The sequence below is a fragment of the Oceanicaulis sp. HTCC2633 genome, from assembly GCF_000152745.1.
Taxonomy (GTDB): domain Bacteria; phylum Pseudomonadota; class Alphaproteobacteria; order Caulobacterales; family Maricaulaceae; genus Oceanicaulis.
On sequence record NZ_CH672428.1, the window covers coordinates 537,744 to 556,505 of the forward strand.

An 18,762-nucleotide genomic window follows, 5' to 3' on the forward strand; every position below is an offset into this window, starting at 1 on the left:
AGCGGCGCGCTGGGATAGCAGTGCAAGAACCCGGCTGCAACGCACTGGCCTGCTTGCCGCACAAGCCCCGCCCGGCTACGGTCCCGCCGCATACCCACCCGCCCCTAGGCCTGATCTGGAACGCTCCATGCTTTCGCTTATCCGCTCGCTCGCCCGTTCGCCCATTATCGGCGGCATGATCATCGCGCTTCTCATCGCCGCATTCGCGCTGTGGGGCGTCAGCGACATTTTCAGCGGCGGCGGCACGTCTGCGCTCGTCGTCGGTCCCCAGACCGTCAGCGCATCCGAGGTGCAGCGCAATTATGAGCGCCAGCTCTTCCAGATCCAGCGCGACAATCCCCAGATCACGCGTGAGCAGGCGGACCAGATGGGCCTGGGTGATTCTGTGGTGCGCCGCCTCATCGCCGAGACCGCGGTGGACGCCAAGGCGGATCAGATGGGCCTGACGATCTCTGACGACACGCTGTTTGAAACCCTGCGGTCGATCCCGGCCTTCCAGAACCCGTTCACCAATCAGTTCGATCCGGGCACCTACGCCTCCATCCTGCGCGAAAACGGCTATCGCGGCTCCATGGCCGAGCGTCAGTTTGAATCCGACATCACCAGCGAACTGCGCCGCGCCCAGTTTGTCGCTGCTGCGCTGGGCGGCGTCCGCGCGCCGGACATCTACGCCGAAATCCGGGCGGCTTACGAGAATGAACGCCGCAGCCTGCGCGCGCTTTTCCTGCGTCCTGTTCTGGTTGAAACGCCTGAAGCCCCGGATGATGAGACCCTGACCGCCTTCATCGGCGAGAACGCCCGCATTTTCGAACGCGCCGAGCAACGTCGGCTGACCCTGGTTCGCATCACCCCGACGGATCTGCTGCGGGATGTTGAGGTGAGCGAGGAAGACCTGCAGGCGCTTTATGACTATCGCCTTCAGAACGGCGAGCTGGCCGATCCGGCGACGCGGTCCCTGACCCAATGGCCCGCCCCGGATCAGCAAACCGCGGAAACCGCCGCCGCGCGTCTGGGCGCCGGCGAGTCCGTCGCCTCTGTCGTCGCCGAGCTCGGCCTTGGAGACGAAGTCGCTCTGGCGGATGTGGAAGCCTATCAGGTCCCGGACGCCCAGATCGCCGAACGCGCCTTCCAGATGCAGGCGGGTGAGCTGGCGGCCGTGGAGAGCCAGCTGGGCTGGCGCGTGCTGCGCATTGACGCCGCCAATGATCCCGACACGCCCGATTTCGCCGCCGTTGAGAGCGAGCTTCGCACGGAACTGGCGCGCGACACCGCAGAAGGCATGATGCTGGACGCGCTGGGAGTCTTCGAGGAAGCGCGCGGCAATGGCGCGACGCTGGAAGAGGCTGCGCGCGAGGCGGGACTGTTCGCCGAGCGCATCGATTTTGTCGGCGCGAACGGGTATTCGCCCGACCGCGAGCCGGCCCTGACCCTGCTACAGAACCCGGACATCCTGTCCGCCGCTTTCGCGGCCCAGCAGGGTTTTGCGACGGATCTTGAAGGCTATGGCGAGGATGGCGGGTATTTCGTGGTCCGCGTGGACGAGATTGAACCCGCCCGTCTCTACGAGCTGGACGAAGTGCGTGAAGACGCTTCGCGTTTCTGGGTCATGCGGGAAACCGACAACCGCCTTCAGGAGGTGGTCGACGACGTGCAGGCCCGGCTCGACGCCGGTGAAACCCTTGACGCCATTGCAGCATCCCTAGGCGCTGGCGCACGGGTTGAATCGGCTGTGCTCGGGCGGGAAGAAACCGCGGGCCCGTTCAACGCCCAGCTTGTCGCTCAGGCCTTCCGTCAACCCGAAGGCGGACGCTTTGTCTCCCGCGCTGACAACCAGACCACCCGCGCCCTGGTGCTCGTGGATGAGGTGATTGCAGCCGAGGGCGGCGCGGTCACCCAGGCCCAGCGCAACGAGATGACAGGCGAACTGCGCGATGATGCGACCCAGATCGTCACCAATGCGCTGATCAACGCCTACGATGTGCGTCAGAACCAGGACCTGATCGATCAGGCTCTGGGACGCACCACCGCACAATAACAGGCGCGTCATGACCGCTTTCGCCCCGGATCTCGAGACGGCGACAGAGCTGTGCGCGCGCGGGCAGACCGTCCTTCTGACCGCGACGCGCGTGGATGATCTGGAAACGCCCGTTTCCGCCTATCTCAAACTGGCGTCGCACAACACCAACACCTTCCTGCTGGAAAGCGTCGAGGGCGGCGCTTTCCGGGGGCGGTACTCCGCCATCGGGCTTGATCCGGACCTCATCTGGCGTTGCCGGGGCGATGTGGCCGAGATCGCCACCGCGCCCGCCCCAGGCGTTGCGCCGGGCGCATTCGAGCCCAGCGCAGACAAGCCCTTGCAATCGCTGCGCACACTGATTGACGAGAGCCGCCTCACCCTGCCCTCCGGCCTGCCGCCGATCGCGGCGGGGCTGTTCGGCTATCTCGGCTATGACACGATCCGTCAGGTGGAGCGTCTGCCCAACCATGCCGGACCGGATCCGCTGGACCTGCCTGAGGGACAGCTGCTGCGTCCGCGCGTCATGGTGGTGTTTGACGCCCTGCGTCAGGAAATCCTTGTCGCCGCGCCGGTGCGTCCCAAGCCGGGCATGGAAGCCGAACTGCAGGTCGATGCTGCGCGCCGCAGGATCGAAGCGGTCTTCGCACGACTGGACGCGCCGGCGCCGATCGCGGGTTCCGCCGCGCCCTGGACGCTGGAAGAGCCCGTCAGCAATATGGAGCCGGCGCAATACCGTCAGAATGTCGAGACGGCGAAGGACTACATCCGCGCAGGCGACATTTTCCAGGTCGTGCCCAGCCAGCGCTTCTCCGCGCCCTACACGGCGACGCCGCTGTCACTCTACCGGTCCCTGCGGCGCACCAACCCCTCGCCTTTCCTCTACTTCTTCAACCTGCCCGGCTTCGCCATTGTCGGCTCGAGCCCGGAAATCCTGGTGCGGCTGCGTGGCGACACCGTCACCGTCCGCCCCATTGCAGGCACGCGTCCACGCGGCAATTCGGAAGAAGCCGATCAGGCCCATGAGGCCGATCTGCGCGCCGATCCCAAGGAACGCGCCGAGCACCTGATGCTGCTCGATCTCGGGCGCAATGATGTGGGCCGGGTCGCCCAGGCGGGCACAGTGCGCGTCACCGAGCGCGAGATCATTGAGCGCTACAGCCATGTGATGCACATTGTCTCCAATGTGGAAGGTCAGCTGGCGGACGGCGAAGACGCCATTTCGGCCCTGATGGCCGGTTTCCCGGCAGGCACGGTGTCGGGCGCGCCCAAGGTGCGCGCCATGGAGATCATTGACGAACTCGAACCTCATCGCCGGGGCATCTATGCGGGCGCTGTGGGTTATTTCGGCGCCAATGGCGATATGGACATGGCCATCGCCCTGCGCACCGCCATCGTCAAGGACGGGCGCATGCATGTTCAGGCTGGCGCAGGGGTCGTGCTCGATTCCGATCCAGAGTCCGAGCATCAGGAAACGGTCAACAAGGCCCGCGCCCTGTTCCGGGCCGCATCCGAAGCCTGGCGTTTCGTCTAGCTCTCGATTTCGGAAGACGCGGTCGCGCTCAGCGCCTGGACGGTCACGAGCTCCACACCGACCGCCTCGGCGCGACGCGTCAGGTCGGCGAGCACGGCCAGGGTCTGCGGCCTTGGATGGCCAATGGCGATCGCCTGACCGTTCTGAAGCGCGAGAGCGAGTGCAAGATTGAGCTGGGCGCTGACCGAGGCTTCATCAGGCGCATGATCCAGAAACACATCACGCGTCAGCGCGTTGAGGCCCGCAGCCCGGGCAGAGCGCGCCGCCTGCGAGCGGGGATGGGTCAGGGAATCCACAAAGATCAGCTGTGAGGGAAATGCCCCCGCTGTGAACAAAGCGTCCATGGCGCGGCGGTCCGATGTCAGACGGCTGCCCATATGGTTGTTGAAGCCTGTCGCTCCCGGTACGCGCGAGAAGGCCCAGCGTATGCGAGAGGACATTTCGTCCGCACTCTGGAATTCCGTCAGCGCGTAAGGACCCGGATCCTCCACGCCAACCGGCTCCATGGGCAGATGCACGAAGACTTCACGCCCCGCATCCGCTGCTCGGCGGGCGATCACGGGCGCGGCCTCCGCATAGGGCAGGATTGACAGGGTCAGGGGTGCGTCCAGCGCCAGCAATTGCTCAGCCGCCGCCACATCCAGCCCCACATCATCCATGATGATCGCCAGTTGCGGACGACGCGGGGTCAGCATCGGCGCTGCGACAGGGGTCGGAGACTCGATGACCGGGATGGGTTCTTCCCCGCGAAGCGAAACCTCCGCTTCAATCCGCTGCGTCGCCTCGACACGGATAACGCCGGGCCAGAATGCCGATCCGGTTTCAGACGCCACGCCGATCTCGGACGCGACCGCTTCAGGCTCACCTGACTGCGCGCCCAGATTATAGGCGAGCGCTGCGACCAGCATGAAGCCAGCGGCCAGAGCCGAACCCAGGTGCGGCGCATATGAAGCAGTTCGCATCATCAAAGCGTATTTACAGCGAGTCGCGGTTGGCGGCGCGCACGGGCTTGCTTAAGTTCCACAGCTCATTTCACCGATGCGCGAGCCGCCCATGCTGTTGATCATCGACAATTATGACAGCTTCACCTTCAACCTGGTCCACTATGTCCAGGAGCTGGGGGCGCCGACGCGCGTCATCCGCAATGACGCCATGAGCGCCGCCGAAGCGCTGGCGCTTGATCCCAAAGGCATTCTGATCAGCCCCGGCCCGTGTGATCCGGATCGGGCGGGCATCTGTCTGGACCTGATCAAGACGGCCCCGAAAGACCTGCCGATCTTCGGCGTCTGCCTGGGGTTCCAGTCCATTGGTCAGGTGTTTGGCGGCAAGGTGGTTCAAGCCAAGGCCATCATGCATGGCAAGACCAGCCCGATCGAACATGACGGCACCGGTGTGTTCGAGGGCCTGCCCTCGCCCTATAACGCCACGCGCTATCATTCGCTCGCCGTTGATCTGCCCGACGGCACCGAGCTTGTCGCCAACGCCCATACCGCCGATGGCGAGATAATGGGACTGATGCACAAGACCCGTCCCATTCATGGCGTGCAGTTCCACCCCGAATCCATCGCCTCTGAACACGGCCATGCCCTGATCGGCAATTTCCTGCGTCTGGCGGGCATGGCGTCGGAGCAGGCGGCATGAGCCGCATACGTCCCGCCATTCAGGCCCTCGCTCAGGGACAGGAGCCGGAGGCGCCTGCGCTTGAGGCTGCGTTTGACGCCCTGATGGAAGGTCAGGCCGATCCGGTCGAGATTGGCGGCTTCCTGCTGGCGCTGACCGCGCTCGGAGAAAGCCCGCAAGCCCTGATGATCGGCGCAAAGGCGATGCGCGCTCGCATGACGCCCGTAAAGGCGCCCGCTACCGCCATAGACACCTGCGGCACGGGCGGGGATGCCCGCGGCACCTGGAACATCTCGACCGCCGCCGCTCTGGTCGCTGCGGGCGCAGGCGCGGTTGTCGCCAAGCATGGCAACAAGGCCGCCTCCTCCAAATCCGGCTCCGCTGAAGTGCTCGAAAGTCTGGGCGTGAACCTGTTCGCCAGCCCGGCGCAGGTGGAAGCGGCCCTGTCTGAAGCCCGGGTGGGCTTTCTCTTCGCGCAGGCCCATCACGGCGCGGTGCGCCATGTGGGGCCGGCGCGCAAGATCCTGGGCGTTCGCACGATCTTCAACCTGCTCGGTCCGCTCTCCAATCCGGCGGGCGCAAAACGTCAGCTGCTGGGCGTGTTTGATCGCAAATGGCTGGTTCCCATGGCTGAAGCCCTGCGGGGGCTCGGCGCGGAAGCGGCCATGATCGTGCACGGCGAGGACGGGCTGGATGAGATCACCACCACGGGCGTCAGCCATGTGGCAGAGCTCTTCCCCGATGGCGCCATCCGCGAATACGAGACCATACCCGAAGACGCCGGTCTGCCCCGCGCAGGTCTTGAAGATCTCAAGGGGGGTGAGCCTGAAGAGAACGCCCAGGCGATCCGCGATCTACTCAAGGGCGCAAAAGGCCCCTATCGCGATATCGTGCTTCTGAACGCTGCGGCGGCGCTGAAACTCGCGGGGCTCGCCGATGATCTGAAATCCGGCGCGGCGCTCGCCGCCAGCGCTATTGATGAGGGCCGCGCGCAATCCGCTCTCGACGCGCTTGTTCGCGCCAGCAACGCCTGACCCAGCCTGAAGAGTCTCCCATGAGCGATGTCCTCACCCGTATCGAAGCCTACAAGCGCGCCGATGTCGCCGAGCGCAAAGCCCGCCTCTCTTATGAAGCGGTGTGCGAGCGGGCGCAGGACGCCAGCCCAGTCCGCGGCTTCAAGGCGGCGCTGGAACGCGATGCGAACGCGAACGGTCTGGGCCTGATCGCGGAAGTGAAGAAAGCCAGCCCCTCGAAAGGCCTGATCCGGGCGGACTTCAATCCGCCGGTACTCGCCAAGGCCTATGAGGACGGCGGCGCAAGCTGCCTGTCCGTGCTGACCGACGCGCCGAGCTTTCAGGGCCATGACGATTATCTCATCGCCGCCCGCGCGGCGGTCGACCTGCCCGTCCTGCGCAAGGACTTTCTCTATGATCGGTGGCAAGTGGCCGAATCACGGGCGCTGGGTGCGGACTGCATTCTGGTGATTCTCGCGAGCGTGGATGATTCCCTCGCCGCGGACCTGATCGAGGAAGCGTTCAAATGGGGCATGGATGCCCTCGTCGAGGTGCACGACGCGGACGAAATGAAGCGCGCCCTCGCCCTGCCGAGCCCGCTCGTGGGGGTGAACAACCGCAATCTTCGCACCTTTGAAACCAGCCTGGAAACCTTTGAAACCCTTGCTCCCATGGTGGGCGATGATCGCGTTCTGGTGGCCGAAAGCGGCATTTTCATCCGTGACGACGCGGTGCGTTTGCAGGAGGCTGGCGCCAAGGCTCTGCTGGTGGGCGAAAGCCTGATGCGGCAGGAGGATGTGACGTTGGCGACGCGCACCCTCATGGGGCGCGCCTGACGCCGGGCCTTCACTTGACGTTAAGATGGAACATGCATAGAACACTTCTAGAGTTTCTATTTTGTTCCAAGAGGCGATCATGCTGACCAAAAAGCAGCACGAGCTTTTGCTCTACATCAACAAGCGTCTGTCCGAAGACGGCGTATCGCCTTCCTTTGATGAAATGAAGGAGGCGCTGAACCTCGCCTCCAAATCCGGCGTTCACCGTCTGGTCTCGGCGCTCGAGGAACGCGGCTTCATCCGCCGCCTCGCTCATCGCGCCCGCGCGCTGGAAGTGCTCAAGCTGCCCCAGGGCGGGTCCGGCAATTCGCCCGCCCCCTCCAAGACCAACGTCGTCAGCGCGGACTTCGGATCCAGCGTCTCTGACGAGCGCAGCCATGGGGTGGAAGTGCCGGTTCTCGGCCGGATCGCTGCGGGCGTGCCCATCGAGGCGATCCAGCATGAAACCGATCGCCTGCCCGTTCCCGCCGAGATGATTTCGGGCGGCGAGCACTTCGCGCTGGAAGTGCACGGCGATTCCATGATCGAGGCCGGAATCCTGGATGGCGACCTTGTGATCATCAAGCGCGGCGACACCGCCAATACCGGCGACATCGTGGTCGCCCTCGTCCATGACGAGGAAGCCACATTGAAGAAGCTGCGCAAGAAGGGCGGCTCGATTGCGCTCGAAGCGGCGAACCCCGCCTATGAGACCCGTATCTTCGGCCCGAACGAGGTGAAGGTTCAGGGGCGTCTCGTGGGCCTCATCCGCCGCTATCACTAGGCGTGCTGATCGAGCGAGGATAGTCTGGCGCACCCTTTTGAGGACGCCAGACTCATGACCGACGCCGCACCGCTCAGCCTTGACCTCTACTGGTCCTTCCGAAGCCCCTACAGCTATATCGCCGCGCAACGACTTCTTGAGCTGCGGGAGCGGTACGCCTTCACGGTGGATGTCCGCATCGTTCGTCCGTTGGCCGTCAGGAGTCCGCACTTCTTTGAAGAGCGCGATCCGCGGTGGATCCATTATGTCCTCATCGACGTGGCGCGCGAGGCGGAGCGTCTGGGGCTGCCCATCTCTGCGCCCTCACCCGATCCCATTGTTCAGGATCTCGCGACCCTGAAGATCGCGGCCGATCAGCCGCGTATCGCCTATCTCAATCGTCTGGGCGTTCTCGCCGCTGAAGCCGGCGATGGGCTCGCCTATATCGCCGCTGCCAGCCGCCGGATCTGGGGCGGAACCAGCGCCGGGTTCAACACCCCCTGGACCGATGACGGCGCCCTGGATGACGCCGCCAGGACGGCCGGACTGGATGCGGACTGGCTCAATGCCGAATCCGATGCGCAGTCTGACCGCATCGAAAGTCAGATCATCGAGAATGAAGCCAACCAGGACGCCGCCGGCCATTGGGGCGTGCCTTTGATGGTCTTTGAGGGCGAACCCTTCTTTGGCCAGGACCGGGTTGACGCCCTGCTCTGGCGCATGGAGCAACGCGGCCTGCAAGCGCTCTAGCGATCAGGTTTCAGAACCTCTCACCCACAAGCGTTCCCGCCGCATCGCCTGAGCGCTGCGCATGCGCACGACCTGCCCGTCCTGAACCCAGAACTCCATTCCGCCCAATTCGGCGCGGGCGGCGTCATCCAGCACCAGCGCCCGGCATCTTCGCTTGCGCCACGCGGAGACCTCGCCGTCAAACACGATCAGATCCGCGTAGGCACAATCCGACTCCAGTGATTCCGCAGATCCTGTGACAGCCAGCAGCAATCCCTCGGCCGTTCGACCGGTACAGCCCAGAGTGTCACAGCGGAGCGCCGCGCGTTCGGGTGTGCTGCTGACGCCTGCGCGCTGCAGGAAGACGCGCGCATCAAAGCGACCGCGCCTTCGGTCCGAGACCGCGAACTCCTCGCCCCCGCCTTCAAAACGCGCCAGCACCACGCCGCCATCGGTGATCATCATCTGGGGCGGGGTCTGGACCATGAACAGGCCGATCGCGATCGCAATCAGCGCGCCTCCAGTCACCCGCATCCATCCGAGCCCGATCACCAGACACGCAAAGCCCAGCCCGTAGAGCGCCACCAGCGCCGGGTCCGCAGCGTTTGCCCCCACCACGGCGCCGTCCAGAGATGACGCCCAGTAGGCGATGTCGAGCACCCGCCTCAGCCCCTGATCCATGACCCAGAGAAAGGGCCGCTCCAGTCCCAGAGGCGAGAAGACAAGCGCCGCACCGCCAGCGGGCATGACCCAGAAGGTGAAAACCGGCATGGCCAGCAGATTGGCGATGAGCCCATAGGCGGCCATGCGCTGGAAATGGAAAATGGCGAACGCGCCTGTCGCCGCCCCGGCAATGAGGGAGGTGGCGCTGAGCCCGGCGAGCGCATCCTTCACCTTGCCGATAAGCGAAGTCGAGAAGCCGCCTTCGGGCCGCCAGCGCTTATAGGCGTCAAAGCTAGCGATCAGGGCCGCCACAGCCGAGAAGCTCATCTGGAAGCCCGGCTCGATGACGCTTTCTGGCGCGATGAGCAGGATCAGAATCGCCGCCAGCGCCAGTGAGCGCATGGAGAAGGCCTGACGGTCAAACAGGACGCCCATCAACACCACGAACGCCATGATGTAGGCGCGCTGCGTAGAGACCGCGGCGCCCGAGATGACCAGATAGAGGCTCGCCGCGATCAGCGCGCCAAGGGCGGCGGGTTTTCGCGGGTCATGGGCGCGCGCCCAGGGCTCCCACATCGCAAACCCCAGACGGATCAACCAATAGGCTCCGCCCGCGAACAGCGCCATGTGTAGGCCGGAGATCGCGAGAATATGGCCGAGCCCTGACAGGCGCAGCGCTTCGGCGTCCTCGCGGCTGACCCGGGCGCGCTCGCCAGTCAGCAATGCGGCGGCGACTGCACCGGTGCGCGGGTCTGTGCGGGACTGCAAGTGCTCGGACAAGCGCCACCGGAAACGCGCCAGGATCAGGCCAGGAGGCACAGACGCCCCGATCTCGGCGCGCTCCAGATCTGAAATCGCGTAGCCCGTCAAACCGATCTGATCGAACCAGGCCGCACGCGCCGGATCATAGCCGCCCGCCGCCACAGGTGCAGACGGCCGTGCGAGCCGGGCGCGCACCTGAATCGCGTCGCCAGGCTCGAAACCGTCCAGTCCGGCGCGGATGCGGACCCTGTAAGGCGGCGTATCGGCATGTCCCAGCGTATGAACCCGGATCACAAGACGCGCACGACCCTCCATTCGCTCAACCCGCTCGATCCAGCCTGTGATCTGAGCGCTGCGCTCGGACTGAAAGGCCTCAAGGTTCGGCGCCCCCAAGGCGTGGGCCCTCTCGCGCGCCAAAGCGAAACCGGCAGTCAGGCCCAACATCAGCACCATCGCATAAAGGGTGACTGCGTCCCGGCGCGCGCCCCAAAGCGCCGCCGCCGACAGGCTCAGGCCCAGTCCGGCATGAACAGGCGCCAATCCAGGCTCGGAGGGCCAGGAGAAATAGGCGGCCGCTCCAATCGCCAGCGCGACCGGAGCCCACAGGATCAGACGATAGGGATCAGGTGAAGTGAGCGCCAATGGCCCGCCCAGTCCAGCCGCTACGGCTCGACGCAAGGCCGGGAATTCCCCCAAGGGTGGAAACTTTAGCGATTTCACACCTTCATCATGGCGTGAACATCAGGCGGAGGCTATGACGGAGACGGTTTGGCGTGCTAAAGAGCACCTCCCTTCGCACTGCAGCATGAATTCGCAATTGCAAGACACCATGAAAATCATCACGCGTTTCGCGCCCTCACCGACCGGCTATCTGCATATCGGCGGCGCGCGTACGGCGCTGTTCAACGCCCTGTTCGCCCAGGCGAATGGCGGCGAATTCAAGCTTCGTATCGAGGATACCGACCGCGCGCGTTCGACCGACGAGACCGTTCAGGCGATTCTGGACGGGCTTAGCTGGCTGGGTCTGAAATGGGATGGCGAGGCGGTCTCGCAATTCGCCCGCGCCGACCGTCACCGTGACGTCGTGGACGCCCTGATCGAAAAAGGCGCCGCCTTTCGCTGCTATTGCACCCCGGAAGAAACCGAGGCCCTGCGCGAACAGGCCTTCGCCGAGGGCCGCGCCCTGCGCTCGCCCTGGCGTGATCGCGACGCCTCTGATGCGCCCGCCCATACGCCTTTCGTCGTCCGCTTCCGCGCCGCCGATACCGACACCGTGATCGAGGATGCGGTTCAGGGCCAGGTCCGCTGGGGCGCCAAGGAGTTTGACGATCTCGTCCTGCTGCGCGGCGATGGCAATCCGACCTATAATCTCGCCGTGGTGGTCGATGACCATGATATGGGCGTCACCCACATCATCCGCGGCGATGATCACCTGACCAATGCGGGTCGTCAGACCCAGATCTATCAGGCGATGGGCTGGGAGATTCCGGTCTTTGCCCACATCCCGCTGATCCATGGGCCCGATGGCAAGAAGCTGTCCAAGCGCCATGGCGCACTGGGCGTCGAAGCCTATCGCGATATGGGCTATCTGCCCGAAGGCCTGCGCAATTATCTGCTGCGGCTGGGCTGGTCCAAGGGCGATCAGGAATATTTCACCGACGCCGAGATGGCCGCGGCCTTCGACCTCAAGGGTCTGGGCAAGGCCCCGGCGCGGCTCGATTTTGACAAGATGTCGAGCGTGAACGCCTGGCATATGAAACGCGCCGAGGATGCGCGTCTGACGGATCTGCTCTGGGACCGCCTTCAAGGCCGCGACGATCTGCGTCTTGATGATCAGGCGAAAGTCTGGGTTTCTTCAGCGATGAAAGTGCTGAAAGAACGCGCGGCGACCCTCGCAGAGCTGGAGGATCAAACCTATTTCCTTATTCGTCCGCGCCCGATCGAACTGACGGGCAAGTCCGCCAAGGCGATCAATGATGACGCCCGGGCGCGGCTGTCGCGTCTTGCGGACGTGCTAAGGGATACGCCGGACTGGACCGAGGCGGCTTTGGGCGATGTGCTTAACGCTTTCGCAGAGGCTGAGGAGGTTGGCTTCGGCAAGGTGGGTCAACCGCTTCGAGCGGCCCTCACCGGCGGCGCGCCAGCGCCGGACATGAGTTTCGTACTGGCTGTTCTGGGACGCGATGAGGTTCTGGATCGGCTCAATGACGTGATGGACTAGGCCGCGCCCCTATTCAGGCCGCGTCCGTCATGACCCACACAAAAGGGGTTGGAGATATGGAAAACAAGATTCAACCGAAAGGTTCCGCGCAACTGTCGATTAACGGCGAGACCTATGACCTGCCTGTGTATGGCGGCTCGCTGGGTCCGGACGTGATCGACATCCGCGCGCTGTACAAGAATGCGGGCGTTTTCACCTTTGACCCCGGCTTCACCTCCACCGCGTCATGCGAAAGCCAGATCACCTATATCGATGGCGATGAAGGCACGCTTCTGTATCGCGGTTATCCGATCGATCAGCTGGCCGACAACGCCAGCTTCATCGAAGTGGCCTATCTGCTGCAAAACGGTGAGCTGCCGAACGCCAAGGAACTCGAAGAGTTTGACTGGACGATCCGCCGCCACACCATGCTGCATGACCAGTTCGACCAGTTCTTCCGCGGCTTCCGCCGTGACGCCCACCCGATGGCGATCATGGTCGGAACGGTTGGCGCGCTGTCGGCCTTCTATCATGACTCCACGGACGTCAATGACCCGCAGGCCCGCCTGATCGCGTCCCACCGCATGATCGCCAAGATGCCGACCATCGCGGCACGCGCCTACAAATACCACATCGGCCAGCCCTTCGTGGCGCCGCAGAACGATCTCGACTATGCGTCGAACTTCCTGCAGATGTGCTTTGCTGTCCCGGCGGAAAAATACGAGGTGTCTCCGACCCTCGCCCGCGCCATGGACAAGATCTTCACCCTGCACGCCGACCACGAACAGAACGCGTCGACCTCGACCGTGCGTCTGGCCGGCTCTTCGGGCGCCAATCCGTTCGCCTGCATCGCAGCCGGCATCGCCTCGCTGTGGGGCCCGGCCCATGGCGGCGCGAACGAAGCGGCTCTGAACATGCTGCGTGAGATCGGCTCGGTGGACAATATCCCCGAATATGTCGCGAAAGCCAAAGACAAGAACGATCCGTTCCGTCTGATGGGCTTTGGTCACCGCGTGTACAAGAACTATGACCCGCGCGCCAAGGTGATGCGCGAGACCTGCCACGCCGTGCTTGACGAGCTTGGCGTGCGCAATGATCCGCTGCTGGCTGTCGCCATGGAGCTGGAGAAGATCGCACTCGAGGACGAGTACTTCGTCGAGAAGAAGCTCTATCCGAACATCGACTTCTATTCGGGCATCACCCTGAAGGCGATGGGCTTCCCGACCGAGATGTTCACCGTGCTGTTCGCCCTGGCCCGCACCGTCGGCTGGATCGCGCAATGGTCGGAAATGATCGAGGATCCGAGCCAGAAGATCGGTCGTCCGCGTCAGGCCTTCACCGGCGCGACGCAGCGCGATTTCGTGGCGATCGACAAGCGCTAGACGCTCTCGACACCAAGACAAAAAGAACCGGCGAAGCAAGTGCTTCGCCGGTTTTCCTTTGTCTGCACATCAGCTTTGCAGGGGGCCGAAACCCTGCCGGGAAAACAGAGCGTCCAGCCCCACGCCCAGCGTTTCGGACAGTCTCAACGCCACTTCGATGGTGGGATTGAACTGACCCCGCTCGATCGCCCCGATCGTTTGGGGATGGACCTGCACCCGTGTGGCGAGCTCCTGTCGGGAAAGACCGCAATCCACGCGATAGGTCTTCACACGGTTCTGGAAATTCACAGGCTCAGCCATGACTGTCCTCGTCCTCCAGACCGTCAAAGTCAAAGTCGGACGGGCGCAAGGCCCAGGCCAGGATCAGTTGCGGCCCGGCGATGACGAGCGAGACGCCGATAACCCCCACGGACAGGACGTAAGCGGCCGGCAGCGGGCTCACACCCACGGCCGTGATCAGCACGAGCACGATGAGGGCCAGCTTCAAGCCCCGTCGCGTGGCCATGCTCACCAAAGCCTGCTGACGTTCGTCATGGGGTTCACCGGGCAAGGAAAAGGCCGGGCGGCTCGCCAGAAACAGGTTGCGATCAAGCCGCATCGCGAGAAACACGAAGACGAACAATAGCGGCGACAGGGTGGTGACAGAGTTCGTCAGGCCCTCACCCTCTGTCAGCACTCCGGCGACGCCGTCGAGCACCACGCCAAGCGCAAGCGCGATCACCCCCATCAACACCATGATGCAAATGACCAGCGTCCGGCGCTTGGACACTGACGCCCAGTTCTTCGCCTTTTGCGGATCATCATCCGCATCAGCGATATGAAAGGCGTGCAAGGGACCGCGTACTGACATGACTTCCTCCTTAATACAAAGCATAACGTAGCATATATGCTACGTTATGCAATGCATTGCTTCTGCTATGAGAGTTCGGCAAACAAGTTAGGAAGTTACGAGGCCCAGTATCGCTTGAGCGGCGTTGACCGAGGGCGAGCCGCCAGCGCCGCGCATGTGCTCGGTGACCTCACGCAACCGTTTGGACACATCGGCCCGGCGTCCAGCGTCATCCAGCAACTCGCCGACGCTTTGCGCCAGCACGTCCCCGCGGCACCGCGTCTGGACATGTTCGGGGATCAGCATTTCATCCGCCGCAATATTGGCGAGCGAAATGTATTTCGATTTCATCAGGAAGAACCGCGCCGCCGCCCAGGCGAGCCAGCCCAGCCGGTAGGCCGCCACGGTCGGCACGCCCAACCTCGCCAGTTCCAGCGTCACGGTGCCCGAGCAGGCCAGCGCCGCATCGGCGGCATGGAAGGCGTCTCGCCGCTCATCACTCTCGACCACGATCAGATCCGCAAAGGCCGGCTCCGCTGCAATCATCTCCTGCGCCTGAGCCGCGATGGAGGATGCGAGCGGGGTGACGAATTTCAGGCCCGGGCGGTCGGCTTTCAGTCGTTTCACCGCGTCGGCGAAGCGCGGGAACAGGCGCGTGAGCTCGGACTTGCGGCTGCCAAAGAGAATGAGAAGAAGCGGATCCGTCTCTGCAACCCCATGGCGCGCCCGGAAGGCGGGCCCGTCACCGCTGAGATCGCGCTCCAGCGCCGGATTGCCCACAAAGGTCACATCCATGCCGTGCTCGGTGAAATAGGGCGCGTCAAAGGGATGGATCGCCAGCAAATGATCAAAGGTGTCAGCCGCCACCTTGGCGCGCTCCCGTCGGGCGGCGAAGACCTGCGGCGCGACGTACTTGATCAGCGGCGTGTCAGGCAGGACCTCACGCAGTTTCCAGGCCGCGCGTAGCATGAACCCCCAGGAATCGATGAGAATGACGGCGTCGGCCTCAAAGGCTTTTGCGGCGTCTGCGGTTTCCTGCGCGCGTTGATGAACGAGGTTGATGATCTTCAGCCCATCAAACAGGCCAAAGACCGAAAGCTCTGAAATATCAAAGGGCGAGAGTGCGCCGCGTCTGGCCATTTCCGGGCCTCCGACTCCTGCGATTTCCACATCCGGTCGAAGCGCGCGCAGCGCGTCCATGAGATCGCCCGCGAGCGCATCACCGGATGGCTCTGCAGCGACGAGGAAGATCCGCGGTGCTCTCGCCAGATCTGATGGGGTTTCAGGCGTTTGCGTCATCCGCTGGCCCATCCATCTCTACAGCCCATACCGCCAGGCCCGCCGCGTCAGCCGCCTGACCGACCGCTTCGCGGCCCAGCACCATTGCGCCGCCCGCCGGGATCACGATGCCGGCCAGCCCGGCCCTGGCCGCGCCCTGCACGGTCGACACGCCGATGACCGGCAGATCAATGCGGCGCTCCTGACCCGGCTTGGGTCGCTTGGCGAGCACTCCCGAGCGGTTGAGCTCATCGCCCCGCAATTCGGCCGGCAGGCCTGCGACCCGGGCCAGCATCTGATCGGTGCCTTCCTGCGCCTCAACGGCCAGCACCAACCCCTTGCAAACCACGGCCCCTTGCCCGATATCCTCAGCGCCCGTAACGCCCGCGACATGCAACGCCTTCTTGGCGTCAGCCTCGGCAATGGCGTCAGGTCTGATCGAGCCGATCAGCCCGGGCTCCACCAGAAGCTCGTCTGCGATGTCATTGGCGCCAATCACCGTGAAACCCTCTTTTTCAAAGAAGCCCACGATCACCCTCAACAGAGCGTCATCGCCACGCGCCGCTGCTGCCAGCGCCTGAGGCAGGAAGGCCATGCCCTTGAGATCGGGTTTCAGCGCCGAGAAATCCGGCCGCGTCACAATGCCGGCAAAGCAGACGGCGTCGCAATCGGCCTGACGCAGATCCTTCACCACCTGTCCCAGCTGGGCGATGCCGCGAATGACCGGGCTGTCATAGCGCGTGGGATCGGCGAACCCCTTGAGAGCGATCACGCAGGCCAGTCGATCGCCTGTCTGCGCCGCACGCGCCACATAGACGGGCAGATCCCCGCCCCCGGCGATCAGCCCGAGACGCTGGTAGACCGCCACACCTAGCGCCCTTCCGGCGAGCAGAGCGGGCGCTTGGCCGGCGTGCGGATGAACTCGACGATGTCCATGACTTCCGGCCGGTTCTCGAACAGTCGCGCCGCATCCTCGACCCGTTCGTGGAACGCGCCTTCATTGGCGAAGACCAGACGATAGGCGGCGCGCAGATCGTGGATGGCGTCCCGCGAGAAGCCGCGGCGCTTGAGACCCACAAGGTTCAGCCCGGCCAGCGCGCCCAGATTGTCCACCATGCCATAGGGGATGACATCGCCTGTCACCGGCGCTCCGCCGCCGATGAAGGCGTATTTGCCGATCCGGCACTGCTGGTGCAGCGCCGAGAGGCCGCCCATGATCACATAGTCGGCGACCGAGGAATCCCCGCCCAGCGTGGCGTTGTTGGCGAACACAACATGGTTGCCGACGGTGCAGTCATGGGCGACGTGCGCGCCGACCATGAAGAAGTTGTTTGAACCGACCTTGGTGATCCCCTTCGCGCCTTCCGTGCCCATATGCATGGTCACGTGCTCGCGCAGGGTGTTGTTGTCACCGATGATCAGACGCACATCGCCGCCCTTGAACTTGAAGTCCTGGGGCGGCTCGCCAAGCGCGACAAAGGGGTGGATCTTGCAATCCGCGCCAACTTCCAGATTGCCGTTCAGGCTGACATGGGAATGCAGTCGCGTGCGGTCTCCGATCTGAACGTTCGGACCGACAACGCAATACGGACCAATCTCGACGCCTTCGCCCAGGCGGGCGCTCTCGTCCACGATGGCGGTCGGGTGAATGCTGGTGGTCATGTGAACTCCGTCAGGCTTCGCGCGGCGCAGACGTGGCCGAGAAGGTCGCGTCCGCGCATCTCACGCCATTCACGCGCGCCTCGCCCTTGAACTTGAAAACGCCGCGGCGATTGGCGGTGACTTCGACCGGCATTTCAAGCACGTCGCCAGGGCGCACGGGGCGCCGGAACTTCGCCTGCTCCACACCCATGAAATAGATCAGCGTATTGGAAATATCCGCATCAAGCGTCTTGGACATCAGGATCGCGCCGGTCTGGGCCATCGCCTCGATGATCAGGACGCCCGGCATCACCGGGTTTTCAGGAAAATGCCCCTGAAAATGCGGCTCGGCGGCAGACACGCATTTGAAACCGACAATGGACTCGCCTGGCACATAGCGCTCAGCGCGGTCCACCAGCAGAAAGGGATAGCGGTGCGGCAAGCGGCGCAGGATTTCGTCGGGCCCGATCGCGGTCTCAAGATCACTCATCAGTCTTCCTTTTTGCGCTCGGGTTTGGATTTGCGGCTCACTGCGCGGCGCAGCCAGGCCGTTTCGCGCATGAAACTCTGAATCGGCTGGGCCGGCGAACCCGCCCAGGTCTCACCTGCGGGCACGTCCTTCATGACGGCCGCGTCCGCCGCCAGGCGGGCGCCCTGCCCGATCTTCAGGTGGTCCGCCACGCCGACCCGACCGCCAAACTGGGCGCCGGCGCCAATGACCGTGCTGCCTGAAATGCCGGCGAAAGCAGCCATGACAGCATACTCGCCCACATCCACATTATGCGCGATATGGCACAGATTATCGATGCGCGCGCCCTTGCCGATGCGGGTGTCCTTGAGCATGCCGCGATCCACGGTCGCATTCGCGCCGAGCGTCGCCTCATCCTCGATGATCACGCGACCGAGATGCGGCAAGGTGAAGACCTCGCCATTCTCATAGGCCAGACCAAAGCCCGCTTCGCCCACAACCGCCCCGGCGGAAATCTCGCAGCGCGCGCCGACCAGGGCGCACTGGACATTCGCGCGCACGCCAATTCGGGCGTGATCTCCGATGACCACGCCCGGACCGATGATGGCGCCGGCCTCGATGCGGGCGTTCTCGCCGATCACCGCATCGGGACCGACGATGACGCCGGGCGCGAGACGCGCGCTGTCTGCGATGGTCGCTGTCGGATGGATGAAGTCCGGGCCGTCATGAAACCGGGGCGCCAGAAGGCGGGCTGCGGCCTTGGCGAATCCAGCGCGGGTCACCCGGTGCACAAGAACAGCCTGACAATGGGGCAGCGCCTCCGCCCAGCTGGCGTCCGGCACGATCGCCACTCCGGCCATGGGCGGTGTTTCCGGCGGCGCCTTGCCCGCCAGGAAGATGAGGTCGCCCTCTCCGGCGGAGTCCGGCGTGGACACGTCAGAAACAGCGACATCGCCGTCGCCTATCAGATCAGATCCGATAAGCGCGGCGATGTCGGAAGCCTTGAGCGGACCGAGCCGCTCAAAAAATCGCGGGTCGGCCCCCATGTCA

Annotated in this window: 18 protein-coding genes; 9 read left to right on the top strand and 9 right to left on the bottom strand. The window is 64.2% G+C overall.

The window, feature by feature from the left end; genetic code table 11:
• Positions 1-127: 127 nt before the first annotated feature.
• Together OA2633_RS02640 and trpE are read left to right on the top strand one after the other, a co-directional pair.
• Complete coding sequence (locus tag OA2633_RS02640) at positions 128-2,035, top strand: peptidylprolyl isomerase (RefSeq protein ID WP_009800932.1); 1,908 nt, start codon at positions 128-130, stop codon at positions 2,033-2,035.
• A 10-nt stretch (positions 2,036-2,045) separates the two neighbouring features.
• Positions 2,046-3,548, top strand: a complete 1,503-nt coding sequence (gene trpE, locus OA2633_RS02645) for an anthranilate synthase component I (RefSeq protein ID WP_009800933.1) — start codon at positions 2,046-2,048, stop codon at positions 3,546-3,548.
• Here the strand turns inward: trpE and OA2633_RS02650 are convergent.
• Positions 3,545-4,513 (bottom strand): divergent polysaccharide deacetylase family protein, encoded by a 969-nt coding sequence (locus tag OA2633_RS02650; protein ID WP_009800934.1) that lies wholly within the window; start codon positions 4,511-4,513, stop codon positions 3,545-3,547. The two genes, trpE and OA2633_RS02650, sit on opposite strands and share 4 nt — an antisense overlap.
• A gap of 88 nt (positions 4,514-4,601) precedes the next feature.
• On the opposite strand from OA2633_RS02650, the gene OA2633_RS02655 reads away from it, so the two are divergent.
• The 5 genes from OA2633_RS02655 to OA2633_RS02675 all read left to right on the top strand — a co-directional run bounded on the left by OA2633_RS02655 (position 4,602) and on the right by OA2633_RS02675 (position 8,509).
• Positions 4,602-5,189, top strand: coding sequence for an aminodeoxychorismate/anthranilate synthase component II (locus OA2633_RS02655; RefSeq protein ID WP_040612974.1), 588 nt, complete (start codon positions 4,602-4,604; stop codon positions 5,187-5,189).
• A complete protein-coding gene (trpD, locus tag OA2633_RS02660; protein ID WP_009800936.1) occupies positions 5,186-6,202 on the top strand; it encodes an anthranilate phosphoribosyltransferase in 1,017 nt (338 codons plus the stop codon). Before OA2633_RS02655 ends, trpD begins: the two co-directional genes overlap by 4 nt.
• 20 nt (positions 6,203-6,222) lie before the next feature.
• Positions 6,223-7,017, top strand: coding sequence for an indole-3-glycerol phosphate synthase TrpC (trpC, locus tag OA2633_RS02665; RefSeq protein WP_009800937.1), 795 nt, complete (start codon positions 6,223-6,225; stop codon positions 7,015-7,017).
• 79 nt (positions 7,018-7,096) lie between these two features.
• Entirely contained in the window at positions 7,097-7,780 is a 684-nt protein-coding gene (lexA, locus tag OA2633_RS02670) for a transcriptional repressor LexA (protein WP_009800938.1), read from the top strand.
• 54 nt (positions 7,781-7,834) lie between these two features.
• Positions 7,835-8,509 carry a 2-hydroxychromene-2-carboxylate isomerase gene (locus tag OA2633_RS02675; protein WP_009800939.1) on the top strand — a complete coding sequence of 225 codons (675 nt, stop codon included), beginning with the start codon at positions 7,835-7,837 and terminating at the stop codon, positions 8,507-8,509.
• Between the two features lie 3 nt (positions 8,510-8,512).
• On the opposite strand, the gene OA2633_RS02680 is transcribed toward OA2633_RS02675, so the two are convergent.
• On the bottom strand, positions 8,513-10,555 hold the full coding sequence (locus OA2633_RS02680; RefSeq protein WP_009800940.1) for a ComEC/Rec2 family competence protein: 2,043 nt from the start codon (positions 10,553-10,555) through the stop codon (positions 8,513-8,515).
• A gap of 163 nt (positions 10,556-10,718) precedes the next feature.
• On the opposite strand from OA2633_RS02680, the gene gltX reads away from it, so the two are divergent.
• Both gltX and gltA read left to right on the top strand, forming a co-directional pair.
• Entirely contained in the window at positions 10,719-12,134 is a 1,416-nt protein-coding gene (gltX, locus tag OA2633_RS02685) for a glutamate--tRNA ligase (protein WP_009800941.1), read from the top strand.
• Between the two features lie 56 nt (positions 12,135-12,190).
• The gene (gene gltA / locus OA2633_RS02690) at positions 12,191-13,495 is read left to right on the top strand and encodes a citrate synthase (RefSeq protein WP_009800942.1); all 1,305 of its coding nucleotides are present in this window, start codon (positions 12,191-12,193) and stop codon (positions 13,493-13,495) included.
• A gap of 69 nt (positions 13,496-13,564) precedes the next feature.
• On the opposite strand, the gene OA2633_RS02695 is transcribed toward gltA, so the two are convergent.
• From OA2633_RS02695 to lpxD, 7 genes are all read right to left on the bottom strand, one after another.
• Positions 13,565-13,795 (bottom strand): helix-turn-helix transcriptional regulator, encoded by a 231-nt coding sequence (locus OA2633_RS02695; RefSeq protein ID WP_009800943.1) that lies wholly within the window; start codon positions 13,793-13,795, stop codon positions 13,565-13,567.
• The gene (locus OA2633_RS02700) at positions 13,788-14,345 is read right to left on the bottom strand and encodes a hypothetical protein (protein WP_009800944.1); all 558 of its coding nucleotides are present in this window, start codon (positions 14,343-14,345) and stop codon (positions 13,788-13,790) included. Before OA2633_RS02700 ends, OA2633_RS02695 begins: the two co-directional genes overlap by 8 nt.
• A gap of 87 nt (positions 14,346-14,432) precedes the next feature.
• Positions 14,433-15,623, bottom strand: a complete 1,191-nt coding sequence (lpxB, locus tag OA2633_RS02705; RefSeq protein ID WP_156776062.1) for a lipid-A-disaccharide synthase — start codon at positions 15,621-15,623, stop codon at positions 14,433-14,435.
• Complete coding sequence (locus OA2633_RS02710) at positions 15,607-16,470, bottom strand: LpxI family protein (protein ID WP_009800946.1); 864 nt, start codon at positions 16,468-16,470, stop codon at positions 15,607-15,609. Before OA2633_RS02710 ends, lpxB begins: the two co-directional genes overlap by 17 nt.
• A gap of 2 nt (positions 16,471-16,472) precedes the next feature.
• Complete coding sequence (gene lpxA, locus OA2633_RS02715; RefSeq protein ID WP_009800947.1) at positions 16,473-17,264, bottom strand: acyl-ACP--UDP-N-acetylglucosamine O-acyltransferase; 792 nt, start codon at positions 17,262-17,264, stop codon at positions 16,473-16,475.
• Between the two features lie 10 nt (positions 17,265-17,274).
• Positions 17,275-17,733: a 3-hydroxyacyl-ACP dehydratase FabZ gene (gene fabZ, locus OA2633_RS02720; RefSeq protein WP_009800948.1), complete on the bottom strand. Its 459-nt coding sequence runs from the start codon at positions 17,731-17,733 to the stop codon at positions 17,275-17,277.
• A complete protein-coding gene (gene lpxD / locus OA2633_RS02725; protein ID WP_009800949.1) occupies positions 17,733-18,758 on the bottom strand; it encodes a UDP-3-O-(3-hydroxymyristoyl)glucosamine N-acyltransferase in 1,026 nt (341 codons plus the stop codon). Before lpxD ends, fabZ begins: the two co-directional genes overlap by 1 nt.
• Positions 18,759-18,762 lie beyond the last annotated feature (4 nt).

Coding starts and splice junctions, on each gene's coding strand:
- OA2633_RS02695 (WP_009800943.1), bottom strand. CDS start 13,795: ATGGCTGAGCCTGTGAATTTCCAGAACCGTGTGAAGACCTATCGCGTG.
- fabZ (WP_009800948.1), bottom strand. CDS start 17,733: ATGAGTGATCTTGAGACCGCGATCGGGCCCGACGAAATCCTGCGCCGC.
- gltX (WP_009800941.1), top strand. CDS start 10,719: ATGAATTCGCAATTGCAAGACACCATGAAAATCATCACGCGTTTCGCG.
- OA2633_RS02675 (WP_009800939.1), top strand. CDS start 7,835: ATGACCGACGCCGCACCGCTCAGCCTTGACCTCTACTGGTCCTTCCGA.
- trpE (WP_009800933.1), top strand. CDS start 2,046: ATGACCGCTTTCGCCCCGGATCTCGAGACGGCGACAGAGCTGTGCGCG.
- gltA (WP_009800942.1), top strand. CDS start 12,191: ATGGAAAACAAGATTCAACCGAAAGGTTCCGCGCAACTGTCGATTAAC.
- OA2633_RS02700 (WP_009800944.1), bottom strand. CDS start 14,345: ATGTCAGTACGCGGTCCCTTGCACGCCTTTCATATCGCTGATGCGGAT.
- OA2633_RS02655 (WP_040612974.1), top strand. CDS start 4,602: ATGCTGTTGATCATCGACAATTATGACAGCTTCACCTTCAACCTGGTC.
- trpC (WP_009800937.1), top strand. CDS start 6,223: ATGAGCGATGTCCTCACCCGTATCGAAGCCTACAAGCGCGCCGATGTC.
- OA2633_RS02650 (WP_009800934.1), bottom strand. CDS start 4,513: ATGATGCGAACTGCTTCATATGCGCCGCACCTGGGTTCGGCTCTGGCC.
- trpD (WP_009800936.1), top strand. CDS start 5,186: ATGAGCCGCATACGTCCCGCCATTCAGGCCCTCGCTCAGGGACAGGAG.
- lexA (WP_009800938.1), top strand. CDS start 7,097: ATGCTGACCAAAAAGCAGCACGAGCTTTTGCTCTACATCAACAAGCGT.
- lpxB (WP_156776062.1), bottom strand. CDS start 15,623: ATGACGCAAACGCCTGAAACCCCATCAGATCTGGCGAGAGCACCGCGG.
- lpxD (WP_009800949.1), bottom strand. CDS start 18,758: ATGGGGGCCGACCCGCGATTTTTTGAGCGGCTCGGTCCGCTCAAGGCT.
- lpxA (WP_009800947.1), bottom strand. CDS start 17,264: ATGACCACCAGCATTCACCCGACCGCCATCGTGGACGAGAGCGCCCGC.
- OA2633_RS02640 (WP_009800932.1), top strand. CDS start 128: ATGCTTTCGCTTATCCGCTCGCTCGCCCGTTCGCCCATTATCGGCGGC.